Origin of the sequence: Lacinutrix jangbogonensis (assembly GCF_000797445.1) — a bacterium.
GTDB lineage: Bacteria > Bacteroidota > Bacteroidia > Flavobacteriales > Flavobacteriaceae > Lacinutrix > Lacinutrix jangbogonensis.
Map to the genome: position 1 here is coordinate 26,340 of NZ_JSWF01000016.1, position 13,748 is coordinate 40,087.

The following is a 13,748-nucleotide window of genomic DNA, read 5'->3' on the forward strand; positions in this document are numbered from 1 at the left end:
GTTATGAAAAGATTTGGTTTTGTTCTTGTCTTAGTCTTCCTCTTTTTAAGTTGTAAAAAACAGAAAGAAAAGCAGTTTCCTCATATTGAAACTCCTGTAAAAACTAAAATTGAGTATACAATTCCTTTAAAAACCTACGATTTTTCGTCTATACCAAAGGATACTTTGTTTGTTACTGGTAAGTATATTATTTTCACAAAACCGTCAGAGAAAGAATTTGAGATATTAAAAGATGAAGAAGGGATTTATGAAGTAGATTCAGACTTTGGAATGTATACTTCTAAAGTAATAGATTCTTTAAAATCCACTTATAAAATAACGACAACTAGCAAACGTATTATTGGTATTATAGAATCTCATGATACTACTTATGTCGATAGATTGGGTCCTAAACCCAGGGTTAGCCGAGATCCAATTCATTATTCTGCATTTTTAGTTTTTAACGATTACTTCTCAATCTATTCTCATGTATATACAGATGCCGCTTATTATGGCTTAATTAGAGATTATTATAGTACTGTGCGTTTCGAGAAACCAATTGCGCATAAATATGTGATTTCAAGAAATGGATTAAACATTAGGCAAGAAAATGGAACTGTAGATGGAAAATATAATAATGGTGATTTAGTTAATATTATTGGGTATACAGACAATCTAATTGAAGTCGAAGACGAAGGGAACATAGTAAAAGGGCGTTGGGCAATTGTACAATGGAGAGCTGGAGGAACAACATTAAAACGTTTTGTTTTTGAAGGGTTTTTAGGAGCTTTAGAAGATGTTATTATTTATGAGGACCAGATTTGTGATGGTTCTAAGCTTGATAAAGCAGCGAGATACAATGTAAATGAAGCAGATATAGAATGCTTAACGAAGTACTTGGGTTTTGAATTGATTTCTGAAACAGATTTCAATGCACTAACAACTATCAAAAATGATTTTCTTAAACCTAACCCGGCCGTTATAGTTAAAGATAATGCAGATAAGACTCAAAATATTACACTTCCAGTAAAAGACAGTTTAATAGTGTATAATAGTAAAGTAGGCTATAGTAATTCGTCGCATAGTTATTATGGAGATGTTGCTTTTTTAAGCCAGTATTTAATGCATCATATGTATCCAAAGGCTGAAGATGCATTCTACAGTTTTGTAGACAGAACAACAGGAAAGGAAACATATATGTTTGCTGATTATCCTTATATTTCACCGGATAAAAAGAAAATTATTTCTTTTGTTTTCGATGTGTATGAAGAACAATTTTTTATTGAAATTTATAAAATAAATGAAGATAAGACCATTGTTTTAGAAAATGCTTTTTACTTTGTGCATTGGTTGAAAACGTATAAAAATGAAGTAAAATGGATTTCGAATACTGCGTTTGCAATAGAAATTGCGAATCAAAATATTTGGAATGGTAGTGCTGTGAAGAAGCCTCAGTATTTAAAAATAAAATTAAAAGAATAGAGTAGTGGATAATACTAAAAATAAAATTGAAGCACTTCGTATCGAATTAAGAGAACACAACTATAATTATTATGTTCTCGATAATCCAACCATTAGCGATTACGATTTTGATGTAAAATTAAATGAACTTCAAGTATTAGAACAAGCGCATCCGGAATTTTACGATGCACATTCACCAACCTTGCGTGTTGGAGGAGAAGTGACAAAGAATTTTAATACCGTTGTTCACGATTTTAGAATGTATTCTTTAGATAATTCTTATTCTCTTGAAGATTTACAAGATTGGGAGACGAGAGTTAAAAAAATGGTGGATGGAGAAATTAGCTATACTTGTGAGTTAAAATACGATGGCGCATCAATAAGTCTTACTTACGAAAACGGAAATTTGCAGCGGGCAGTAACGCGAGGCGATGGTTTTCAAGGAGACGAAGTCACTGCGAATATTAAAACCATCAAGTCAGTGCCTTTACAATTAAAAGGAGATTATCCTGTAAAATTCGATATTCGAGGAGAAATTGTATTGCCTTTCGATGGGTTTATAAAAATGAACGAAGAGCGCGTTGCTAGCGATGAAGAGCCTTATAAAAACCCAAGAAATACAGCATCAGGAAGTTTAAAATTACAAGACAGTGCAGAGGTTGCTAAACGACCTTTAGAATGTTTGCTGTATAATTTAACAGGTGTAAATTTAGGTGTTCTAAATCAGTTTGAGAGCCTAGAGAAAGCAAGACAAATGGGTTTTAAAGTACCAAAAGAAGCGCAACTTTGCAGCACTATTGATGAAGTCTTTCAGTTTATAAGCCATTGGGATAAAGCAAGACACAATTTACCCTACGAAACTGATGGTGTTGTGGTAAAGGTTAACAATTTGTACCAGCAAGAAGAGTTAGGTTATACATCTAAAGCACCACGTTGGGCAATGGCTTATAAGTTTAAAGCAGAGCAGGTTTCTACACAATTAAAAGAGATTACCTATCAAGTTGGTAGAACAGGAGCAATTACTCCGGTCGCTAATTTAGAACCTGTAGAATTAGCAGGAACTATTGTAAAGCGAGCGTCTTTGCATAATGCAGATCAAATTGAAAAACTTGATATAAGAATAAACGATGAAGTTTTTGTCGAAAAAGGAGGAGAGATAATCCCTAAAATTATAGCTGTCGATTTATCTAAAAGACCTTTAGATTCTCAGGCAACACAATACATAACAACATGCCCAGAATGCCAAACAACTTTAGAACGTTTGGAAGGTGAAGCAAAACATTTTTGTCCGAATTATAATGGATGTCATCCACAGATTGTTGGGAGGATTCAGCATTATATCTCTCGTAAAGCTATGGATATTGAAGGTTTGGGAGGGGAAACAGTAGCGCTTTTGGTAACCGAAGGCTTAATTACTAATTATTCAGATTTATATGCGCTCACCAAAGAACAAGTCATGCCTTTAGAGCGTATGGCAGAAAAAAGTGCTGAGAATTTGGTAAATGGTATTGAAGCTTCAAAGCAGATTACGTTTGAACGGGTATTGTTTGGAATAGGTATTCGTTTTGTTGGAGAAACAGTAGCTAAAAAACTAGCGAAGCATTATAAAAGTATAGATGCTTTGGGAAGTGCTTCAATAAAAGATTTAGAAAAAGTAGATGAAATAGGAATTAGAATAGCTGAAAGTGTTGTTGCTTTTTTTGCTTCGGAAGCCAATGTAAGTGCAATTCAGCGTTTAAAAGAGTATGGTGTGCAACTTGAGATTTCAGCCGAAAAATTAGCAAATCAGACCAACAAACTAGAAGGTCAATCTTTTGTGGTTTCCGGCGTATTTACAAAAGTTTCCAGAACAGAACTCAAAAAAATGATTGAAGATAATGGCGGAAAGAATGTGAGTTCAATATCTTCTAAAACAGATTTTGTAGTTGCTGGAGATAAAATGGGACCAAGTAAAAAAGAAAAAGCAGAAAAACTTAAGATACCATTGATTTCTGAGGTTCAGTTTTTAGAAATGTTGCAGTAATTGTAGTTAAAATTGTTACCGTTTAACTAATTTATTTGCGAGTTCATTTTTGAAGTTGTTTATTTGATCAACCGTTACTGTTTTTTAATGCCTAGACCAACTTGGTTTGTTTTTACAGCTATCACTCTATTTTTATTAGTGATAACACTAGATGTTTTTGAGTTTGACTTGATATCCTCAACTTTAGAATTAGCATTAGTGCCGGTTGTTACTGTGTTATACTTGCTTTTAGTTAAAAACAGAAGTAAATGTCTTTCAATCTTCTTTATTCTTTATTCGATAACAGATATTATTAATATTTTAGATTTTAATGCCATTTCAGATTGGGCTTATTTTGTGTGCAACACGCTTTATATTGGTGCGTACTTCTTTTTAATGTTGTATATTATTAAGAGTTTGAGTTTTAAATTAGTTTTTAAAAATTTCCTATTAGATTTTGTTGTATTAATTTTAATTGACCTTTATATGGTTTATGTCTTAATAAGTATGATAAAACCTCTTGATTTTGAGTCTAATCAACTTGTGTCTATGCAGTTAATAGAGTTGGTTTATAATTTAATTATAATAATAGTCTTGTCTTTATCTTTTTTGAACTTTGTTCAAAATGCAGTTAAAAAATACTTTTTACTATTTGTGTCTTGTGTCTTAATTACGTTTTCAGAATTAATGTTAATAGGTTACTATTATATTGTAGAAGATATTAGAATAAGTTATGCGTCTAGCTTCTTATTTATTTGTGGAATTATTATGTTGTTATTTCACACATTTATAGTTGATAAAGTTAAGACAGAGCATATTGTTAGTCCTATTTCTCCGAAAACCTAGTGTTTAACGATTGCGTGTTAAAACGTATTCGTAAACACTAATATCTTCTGTGTAGTAGAGTTGAAAAGCAAGAAATACTCAGTTGGTTATTATACTATAATAGAAGTGCCATCTGCAGTTTTGTTATTTTCTGAATCAAAATAGAAATCAATTTTACCTAAATTAATACCATAACAACCCACTTGGTTTACTAATACATTTTTGCCTTCGTTATTTTGGGCAACAGTTGGTTTTGGTAAAAAAGTATGTGTGTGTCCTCCAATTATTAAATCGATATTTTTAGTAGATTTTGCTAATACAAGATCGGATACTCTGTCTGGGTTTTTTGAATAATGATAACCTAAATGCGATAAGCATATGATAAGGTCACATTGTTCATCTTCTTTAAGAATTCTGGACATATCTGTGGCAATCTCTATAGGATCGAGATAGTCTGTTTCTTTGTACATTTTTTTGCCTACTAGGCCTTCTAATTTAATGCCAAGGCCAAAAACACCAATTTTCAAACCTTCCTTTATAAACACATGATAAGGTTTTACTTGAGTATCCATTACTGTGTTTTTAAAATCGTAATTAGCAGATAGGAACTTAAAACTTGCATGAGGTAACTGTGCATATAAACCATCGATACCATTATCAAAATCATGATTACCAATGGTAGCAGCATCGTATTTCATTTTAGACATGAGTTTAAATTCTAGTTCTCCACCATAATAATTAAAGTATGGTGTACCTTGAAAAATATCACCTGCATCTAGTAGTAAAGTATTTGGGTTTTCGTTTCTAATAGCTTCAACTAAAGTGGCCCGTCTTGCAACACCACCTTGATTAGCGTTTCTAGCATCGTCTGGTCCAAAAGCATCGATATGACTATGCACATCGTTTGTATGTAGAATGGTTATTTTTTTAGTTTTCACATTTGCATTACACGATTGAAATCCAAATCCGCCAAGAGTTACCAATGCTATTCCAGCTGTCGATTGTTGTATAAATGTTTTTCTTTTCATATTTATTTTTTCACGATTTATGCCGAATTTATTTCAGCAAAGCGGTACTCTTATTTGGTTTGGGTAAATCGGTTATCAATCTTAGGGTTTATGGTGTCTACTTTTTTAAAGTAGTCAATCATAGCATTTCTAATTTTATAATCTAAATAGTAAACAGAATCGTTAGGTTTAAAAAAGCGCATTCTGTCTCCACCATTATAGAGATAATCGTTAGTAGCTAAATAATACGTTTTATCTTTTATTATAGGTTTTCCTTGAATTAAAGCTTCAGATATTTTATAATTTTTATCTAAAGTAAGAGTAATGCCTTCTATTGGGTGTGCTCGTTTCGCATAACTTAAATACGTCATCATACTGTCCATTTGTTGACCTTTTAAAGCCACAACAACAATACTGTTTTCAAAAGGCATCACTTGAAAAGCAGTTTCTGTAGTAATATTTCCTTTGGAAATTATCGAACGAATGCCACCATGGTTTAACAATACAGCATCAATATTTTTATTTGTTCTTTTGTTAAATATATAATTACCTTCTTTAAACACGATTTCTGCCATTAAATTACCAATTGCCGTGTTTAAATGGCCATCTCTTTTACTGTAAGTTTCAGGAGCATAAGAAAGGACAGTATTCATGTCTTCTTCTAAACGTGTTCTATAAGGTGCAATTATGGAATCGAAATCTTGATCTATTTTAAGGCTGTCTTTTATGCCAATCTGTTTACCTTCAATTTTAGAAAGTACCATTGGTTTTTGTTTGCAAGCACAAATGAAAATAAGGAGGCAAATTGTAATTATTAAGCGGTGTTTTTTCATAAGTAATACTTAGAAATTTAAGTCAAGATTAAGTTAGGTTTTGCTACTTTTGTAGAAAGCCTAAATATAAATGATTTTAAAAGGATTTATAGAAAATTCTAATAAAAAGTATATTAATTCTCAGTTAAAAAAAAGAATAGTTCCAAATTCCAATACTAAAGTAAAGTATATAGGAGTTATTTTTAATGCCGATGAAATAATAAATAAGCTAGACTTTAAAGTTTTAGCAGAAGTTTTAAATATAATTGAAGATAATATTAAAATTATAGCGTTTAAAACTAAAGTGAAAGACGAAGAACACGTTTTTAATCCTACATTTAGTTTAAAGCATTTAGGACGAAAAGGCGCAATTAAAGATAAGGTATTACAACAGTTTTTAAATACTGAATTCGATGTTCTAATTAGTTATTATAAGCAAGATTTTACGCCTTTGAAGGTGTTAACGGTTACATCAAAAGCAAAATTTAAAGTAGGAGTTTTGGAAGCAGATGAACGTCTTAACGATTTAATAATTAAGACCAGAATAGATGATTTTATAACCTTTACTTCAGAATTAAAAAAATATCTAAATATTCTAAATAAAATTTAAATAATGAAAAACCCTTTTTTAGGAACAGGAATCGCTATTGTAACACCATTTACTATTGAAGGAAATGTAGATCATAAAGCCTTAACTAGCATCGTAGAATTCAATATAAATAATGGTATAGATTATATTGTAATTTCTGGAACAACAGGAGAGAGCGTAACGATTACAAAACAAGAAAAGCAAGACATTATAGCAACCATAATTAAAGCTAATAATGAAAGATTACCATTAGTTTTGGGAATAGGTGGTAATAATACCGCTGAGGTACTACATGAGATTCAAACGACAGATTTATCTAAATTTGCTGGAATTTTATCTGTATCTCCATATTATAGTAAACCAACACAAGAAGGGATTTATCAACATTTTAAAGCTGTTTCTCAAAGCTGTCCAGTGGCTATTATATTGTATAATGTACCGGGTAGAACGGCATCTAATATGTCGCCAGAAACAACGTTAAGGTTAGCAAAGGACTTTGAAAATATTGTAGCAGTAAAAGAAGCAGGGAATAATGTAGCACAATATTTAAACTTACTAAAAGATAAACCAGACGGTTTTGGTGTCATTTCTGGAGACGATGATTTAGCCCTTACGGTGGCATTAGCGGGAGGAGATGGTGTAATTTCTGTAATTGGTCAAGCATTACCAAAAACATTTTCAAAAATGATTGCACTAGGTCTGGCAGGAGAAGCAAAGCAAGCGTATAAACTTCATTTTGAATTCATGGAGATTACAAGTCTTATCTTTTCTGAAAATAATCCTGCAGGAATTAAAGCCGTTTTACAGGCTTTAGACTTATGTAATGATACTGTGCGTTTGCCACTTGTTGTGGCATCAGATGATTTAAAACAAAAAATTAATAAATATTTAGCTCAGTTTAATAGTTAAATATTACTTAAAGCACGTGATAGCTTAATTTCAACTCTTATTTTAGCAGTGAAATTATATTTTTAAAATCCATATAAATAGCGTATTTTTGCATCTTGTTTAAAAATCTTTGAGATGAATAATAGCAAATTTCATTTTATAAACAAAAAAACTATAAAAATAACTGATGAAAAACAGCTTTTACATACTAATATTAGTACTCGCGTTTAGCTCTTGTAGCGAATATCAAAAGGCCTTAAAATCTGAAAATATTGCAACAAAATATAGAGTAGGAGAAGACCTTTATAATGCTGGGAAATTCTCTAAAGCAAATCGCTTATTCGAGCAAGCTATACCTCAGTATAGAGGGAAACCTCAAGCCGAAAGATTAATGTTCTTAAATGCAGATGCTTCGTACCAAATGGAGAATTATTTTGTTTCTGGTTATCATTTCGAGCGTTTCGTTTCTGCTTATCCAAAAAGTACTAAAAAAGAAGAAGCGCTTTTTAAAGCGGCAAAAAGTTATTATCAATTGTCTCCCGTGTATTCAAAAGATCAAGGAGATACAAATACTGCTTTAGAAAAATTGCAGGAATATATTAATGTCTATCCAGAATCTAAAAACGCAACAGAAGCAAATGCTTTAGTTAAAGAGTTAAGCGTTAAATTAGAGAAAAAGGCATTTGAAATAGCAAAACAGTATAATAGAATTTCAGATTTTAAGGCTTCTATTTCTTCTATAGATCACTTTATTATCGATTTTCCTGGTACAGCGTTTCGTGAGGAAGCTTTGTATATAAAATTCGATTCAGAATATCAATTAGCTTCTAGAAGTGTAGAATATAAAAAGAAAGCACGTTTAGAGGCTGCAGTAAAATTCTATAACGCTTTTAAAAAAGTAAATCCCAATTCTGAATTTTTAGAAGATGCAACTACCAAGTACGAAAATACTTTAGAACAATTAAAAAAGTACAATACAAAAAGTTAATATAACAACTATGGATTTAAAAAAAATCGATGCTCCTTTAAGTACAACAACTTACAATAGAAATGAAGTTGATGCACCAACAGAAAACATTTACGAAGCAATTTCAATAATTGCAAAAAGAGCAGAGCAAATTAATTCTGAAATTAAAAAAGAATTAATTGAAAAGTTGGAAGAATTTGCAACTTATAACGATTCTTTAGAGGAAATCTTTGAAAACAAAGAACAAATTGAAGTCTCTAAATTTTACGAAAAATTACCTAAGCCACATGCTTTAGCAGTTAAAGAATGGTTAGACGGTAAAGTGTACCACAGAAACACAGAAGAAGAAGAAGAAAACCAAGACTAACTACTATGTCTATATTAAGTGGCAAAAATATACTTTTAGGCATTAGTGCTGGTATTGCTGCTTATAAAACAGCTACATTAGTAAGAACTCTTATAAAAGCAGGTGCCAACGTGAAAGTTGTAATGACACCTGCTTCTAAAGACTTTGTAACACCACTTACGCTGTCTACACTATCTAAAAATCCTGTGCATTCTTCCTTTTATAATGAAGATGATAAAAATGCAGAATGGAACAATCATGTTGAATTAGGGCTTTGGGCAGACTATTTTTTGGTCGCTCCAGCAACAGCAAACACCTTGTCTAAAATGGCAAATGGAACTTGCGATAATTTGTTGTTAGCAACATATTTGTCGGCAAAATGTCCTGTGTATTTTGCGCCTGCAATGGATTTAGATATGTACAAGCATCCCTCAACAAAAAACACATTTAAGACACTTAAGAGTTTTGGAAATGTAATAATTCCTGCTGCTTCTGGCGAGTTAGCGAGTGGATTAGTAGGCCAAGGTCGTCTAGCAGAACCAGTAGATATTGTAGCTTTTATGGAAGCCGATATTTTAAAAACCTTACCTTTAAAAGGCCAAAAAGTACTTATTACTGCAGGTCCAACTTATGAAGCTTTAGATCCTGTGCGATTTATTGGCAATCATTCTAGTGGTAAAATGGGTTTCGAAATTGCTAAAGCATCAGCTAATTTAGGAGCTGAGGTTATTTTAATTTCTGGACCAACACATCAAAAAGTATCCCATAATTTAATACATGTTATTCCTGTTGTTAGTGCACAAGACATGTACGATGCAGCGCACCAGTATTTTAATACTGTAGATGTTGCCATCCTTTCGGCAGCAGTTGCAGATTATAGACCAAAAGAAATTTCTCAAAGTAAAATAAAAAAGAAAGATACTACGTTAACATTAGAGTTAGAAAAAACTAAAGATATTTTAGCGTCTTTAGGAGCTATAAAAACAAAACAACTTTTAGTAGGTTTTGCATTAGAAACAGATAATGAACTGGAATATGCAAAAGGCAAACTAAAAAAGAAGAATTTAGACTTAATTGTTTTAAATTCGTTAAAAGATAAAGGAGCAGGTTTTAAAACAGATACCAATAAAGTTACTATTATCGATAATAAAAATAACGTTAACGCTTACGAGTTAAAGTCTAAAGCAGAAGTAGCTATAGATATATTAAACGTCATAAAACAAAAATTAAATGCGTAATCTACTTATACTTTTAGTCCTTTTTGTAACAAGTTTCGGGTTTTCTCAAGAGCTTAATTGCAACGTGGTTGTAAGCGCACAATTAACAGGTAACGATAATATTCAGGTTTTTAAAACCTTAGAAGTACAACTAAAAGAGTTTGTTAATACAACAAGATGGACTAAAAGAAAATTTAAACCACAAGAACGTATAAGCTGTAATATTGTTATTAATGTAACAGAGCAGTCCGGTGAAAACTTTAATGCTTCTATTCAAGTACAATCTTCAAGACCCGTTTTTGGATCTACATATACATCACCTATCTACAATATAAACGATAAGGATTTTTCCTTTAAATATTTAGAATTTCAAAACTTGGTTTATAACGAAAACCAGTACGAGTCTAACTTAATTTCTGTACTAGCTTTTCATATTAATATTATATTTGGGTTGGATGCAGATTCTTTTGAAAATAAAGGAGGTGATGTCTATTTTAAGCAAGCACAACGTATTTCAAACTACTCTCAACAAGAGAATTTTAAAGGCTGGAAATTAGAAGATGGATTGCAAAGCAGGTTTGCACTTATAGATAATATTCTATCACCAACCTTTAGCGATTTTAGAAACGTAATGTACAATTACCATAGAAAAGGTATGGATACTATGAGCGAAAACAAGAAGGAAGGTAAAAATCAAATAGCTCTGTCTCTGGCTTCCTTTAAGAAAATGAATTCAAGTAGACCAAACTCATACTTGTCGCGTGTTTTTTTTGATGCTAAAGCAGAAGAAATTGAGCAAGTTTTTTCTTCAGGTCCTAATGTAGATGTCACCAATTTAATAGATTTATTAAATAGAGTGGCACCAACGCATGCTAGTAAATGGAGAAATATTAAGTTTTAATTTCTGTTATTCCTGAGTCGGTAGGAATCCATTTTTAGACTAATTTATAAAAACCAATATGCTAACTTCGTTATCCATTAAAAACTATGCATTAATCGACCATCTACAAGTCGATTTTAATAATGGATTCACAATAATAACAGGTGAAACTGGTGCAGGGAAATCTATTCTATTAGGCGGATTGTCTTTAATATTAGGAAAACGTGCAGATTTAAGCAGTATTCGTAATACTGAAACCAAATGCATTATAGAAGCTAATTTTGATATCACCAATTATAAGCTAGAAAACCTTTTTAAGGTTGAAGATTTAGATTTTGAACCTCATACTATAATTCGTCGTGAGATTTTGCCAAGTGGAAAATCGAGAGCCTTTGTAAACGATTCGCCAGTAAAACTTTCTAGTTTACAGCTATTAGGTGAGAAATTAGTAGACATACACTCTCAAAACGAAACGCTGCAGTTGGTGGACGATGCCTTTCAGTTTCAGGTAATAGACGCTTTAGCACATACACATTTACATATAGAGAAATACGCACATAAACGTATAGATTATAGAGTGCTCAATAAAGAGCTCGAACAGTTAATTGCTTTTCAAACCGAAGCTAAAAAAGTACACGATTACAATTCGTTTCTGTTAAATGAATTAACCGATGCCAATCTAAAAAAAGAAGAACTTCAAGCTTTAGAAGCCGAACTTGTAACATTAAGTAATATCGATGCTATTGAAGAAAAACTAACAGCTTCAAATCAATTATTTAGTGATGAGCAAGTAGGTGTTTTAGCAAACTTAACGGCTTTAAAAAACACACTTAAACAATTAGCCGAAATTTCGATTACATACCAAGACCTTTACAATCGTGCTAGTAGTAGCTTAATCGAGTTGGACGATGTGTTTAGTGCTCTGGAACACTTTCAAGAAGACTTAGAAGCAGATCCTAATAGATTAGCAGAGGTAAACGGAAGGCTAGCACTTATTAATAACTTGTTTCAAAAACATGTGGTGACTTCAATAAGCGCTTTGATTTCTATTGAAAATCAACTGGCAGACAAAGTGCTAGCTACAGAAAGCGTAGATGCAGATATAGAGAAAAAGAAAGTAGAAATAACAAAAGTAAAGCAAGATCTTGATGCTATAGCTTTAGTGATTTATAATAAAAGGAAAAAAGCAATTCCAGGATTAAAAGTTAAATTAGAAAGCATTTTGGTACAATTAGGAATGCCAAATGCGCAGTTTAATATAGAGTTGCAGTTAAGCGACACGTACTATTCAAACGGAAAAGAAGTCTTAAGCTTTCTGTTTTCTGCTAATAAAGGAGGCGATTTTAAAGCCTTAAAAAAAGCAGCTTCCGGAGGAGAATTATCTCGGATAATGTTAGCGATAAAATCAATTTTAACGCAATATATAAAGTTGCCAACTATTATGTTCGATGAAATAGATACTGGAGTTTCAGGAGAAATTTCTAATAAAATGGCAGATATTATGGCAGGAATGAGCACAACAATGCAGGTGTTTAGTATCACGCATTTGCCACAAATAGCAGCCAAAGGGCATACGCATTTTAAAGTCTACAAAGAGGATGTAAATGAGGTAACTACTACAAACCTTGTAAAACTTAATCATGACGAGCGTATTGTAGAAATAGCACAAATGCTTGGTGGAGTAGAAGTTTCAAACTCTGCATTAGCGCACGCTAAAGAATTATTAAATTAAACTTCCTGTTTGGTTGAGCGCAGTCGAAACCTCTTTTTATTTATATTATCTTTGAATCACAGAACCCAGACAACTAAACAACAACCAGCCAAACAACTAACAACATGTCATACAATTTATTAAAAGGAAAAAAAGGAATCATATTTGGAGCCTTAGACTCAAACTCTATCGCCTGGAAAACTGCCGAACGTGTGCATGAAGAGGGCGGCACTTTTGTATTAACAAATGCACCAGTTGCTATGCGCATGGGACAAATTAGCGAATTAGCAAAAAAAACAGGCTCGCAAATTATTCCAGCCGATGCCACAAGTGAGGAAGACATAGAAAATCTAGTAACCCAATCTATGGAAATTTTAGGTGGTAAAATAGATTTCGTTTTGCATTCTATTGGTATGTCTATTAACGTAAGAAAAGGAAACGTATACACAGACCAAAATTATGCATGGACCCAAAAAGGAACAGATATTTCTGCCGTATCTTTTCATAAAGTAATGCAAACCTTGTATAAGCAAGATGCCATGAACGAATGGGGAAGCATAGTGGCCTTAACCTATATGGCAGCACAACGCGTATTTCCAGATTATAATGATATGGCAGATAATAAAGCTTATCTCGAAAGTGTTGCACGTAGTTTTGGCTATTTCTTTGGGAGAGATAAAAAAGTAAGAGTTAATACCATTTCGCAATCTCCAACACCAACCACCGCAGGAAGTGGCGTTAAAGGTTTTGATGGTTTTTTAGCGTACGCAGAAAAAATGTCACCTTTAGGAAACGCAACAGCACTAGACTGCGCAAACTACACAGTATCAATGTTTAGCGATTTAACCAAACGTGTAACCCTACAAAACCTATATAACGATGGTGGTTTTAGTAACATGGGAGTAAGCGAGGCGGTTATGGAGGCTTTTGTCGCAGGAGAAGAAAAATAAAACATTATAAAAATAATTGACATTAAAAGCCACTCTATTTTAGAGTGGCTTTTTTTATGGGTAAAATATCATTTGGGAAAAACCATTCCTTAAATATTTATAATATATAGTAAA

The 13,748-nt window shown here is 32.3% G+C and carries 13 protein-coding genes; 11 read left to right on the forward strand and 2 right to left on the reverse strand.

Annotated features, from left to right (window positions below; genetic code table 11):
* Positions 1-3 precede the first annotated feature (3 nt).
* The 3 genes from RH82_RS02685 to RH82_RS02695 all read left to right on the forward strand — a co-directional run bounded on the left by RH82_RS02685 (position 4) and on the right by RH82_RS02695 (position 4,288).
* Complete coding sequence (locus RH82_RS02685) at positions 4-1,461, forward strand: hypothetical protein (RefSeq protein ID WP_034057852.1); 1,458 nt, start codon at positions 4-6, stop codon at positions 1,459-1,461.
* Positions 1,462-1,465: 4 nt separating this feature from the next.
* Positions 1,466-3,463, forward strand: a complete 1,998-nt coding sequence (gene ligA / locus RH82_RS02690; RefSeq protein ID WP_034057854.1) for an NAD-dependent DNA ligase LigA — start codon at positions 1,466-1,468, stop codon at positions 3,461-3,463.
* 87 nt (positions 3,464-3,550) lie between these two features.
* Positions 3,551-4,288 (forward strand): hypothetical protein, encoded by a 738-nt coding sequence (locus RH82_RS02695; RefSeq protein WP_034057855.1) that lies wholly within the window; start codon positions 3,551-3,553, stop codon positions 4,286-4,288.
* Between the two features lie 89 nt (positions 4,289-4,377).
* Here the strand turns inward: RH82_RS02695 and RH82_RS02700 are convergent, their stop codons facing one another.
* Positions 4,378-5,295, reverse strand: a complete 918-nt coding sequence (locus tag RH82_RS02700; protein ID WP_034057856.1) for a metallophosphatase — start codon at positions 5,293-5,295, stop codon at positions 4,378-4,380.
* A gap of 50 nt (positions 5,296-5,345) precedes the next feature.
* The gene (locus RH82_RS02705; RefSeq protein ID WP_241147994.1) at positions 5,346-6,038 is read right to left on the reverse strand and encodes a 5'-nucleotidase C-terminal domain-containing protein; all 693 of its coding nucleotides are present in this window, start codon (positions 6,036-6,038) and stop codon (positions 5,346-5,348) included.
* A gap of 139 nt (positions 6,039-6,177) precedes the next feature.
* Between RH82_RS02705 and RH82_RS02710 the strand changes: the two genes are divergently transcribed.
* From RH82_RS02710 to RH82_RS02745, 8 genes are all read left to right on the forward strand, one after another.
* On the forward strand, positions 6,178-6,696 hold the full coding sequence (locus RH82_RS02710) for a DUF6913 domain-containing protein (RefSeq protein ID WP_034057858.1): 519 nt from the start codon (positions 6,178-6,180) through the stop codon (positions 6,694-6,696).
* 3 nt (positions 6,697-6,699) lie between these two features.
* Positions 6,700-7,584 carry a 4-hydroxy-tetrahydrodipicolinate synthase gene (dapA, locus tag RH82_RS02715; protein ID WP_034057859.1) on the forward strand — a complete coding sequence of 295 codons (885 nt, stop codon included), beginning with the start codon at positions 6,700-6,702 and terminating at the stop codon, positions 7,582-7,584.
* Positions 7,585-7,750: 166 nt separating this feature from the next.
* Complete coding sequence (locus tag RH82_RS02720; protein WP_034057860.1) at positions 7,751-8,551, forward strand: outer membrane protein assembly factor BamD; 801 nt, start codon at positions 7,751-7,753, stop codon at positions 8,549-8,551.
* 10 nt (positions 8,552-8,561) lie between these two features.
* A complete protein-coding gene (locus RH82_RS02725; protein ID WP_034057861.1) occupies positions 8,562-8,897 on the forward strand; it encodes a DNA-directed RNA polymerase subunit omega in 336 nt (111 codons plus the stop codon).
* A 5-nt stretch (positions 8,898-8,902) separates the two neighbouring features.
* Positions 8,903-10,114 (forward strand): bifunctional phosphopantothenoylcysteine decarboxylase/phosphopantothenate--cysteine ligase CoaBC, encoded by a 1,212-nt coding sequence (gene coaBC, locus RH82_RS02730; RefSeq protein ID WP_034057862.1) that lies wholly within the window; start codon positions 8,903-8,905, stop codon positions 10,112-10,114.
* Positions 10,107-10,994, forward strand: a complete 888-nt coding sequence (gene porD / locus RH82_RS02735) for a type IX secretion system protein PorD (RefSeq protein ID WP_034057863.1) — start codon at positions 10,107-10,109, stop codon at positions 10,992-10,994. Before coaBC ends, porD begins: the two co-directional genes overlap by 8 nt.
* 58 nt (positions 10,995-11,052) lie before the next feature.
* Positions 11,053-12,705, forward strand: coding sequence for a DNA repair protein RecN (gene recN / locus RH82_RS02740; protein ID WP_034057864.1), 1,653 nt, complete (start codon positions 11,053-11,055; stop codon positions 12,703-12,705).
* Positions 12,706-12,809: 104 nt separating this feature from the next.
* Positions 12,810-13,634, forward strand: a complete 825-nt coding sequence (locus RH82_RS02745) for an enoyl-ACP reductase FabI (RefSeq protein ID WP_034057866.1) — start codon at positions 12,810-12,812, stop codon at positions 13,632-13,634.
* Positions 13,635-13,748 lie beyond the last annotated feature (114 nt).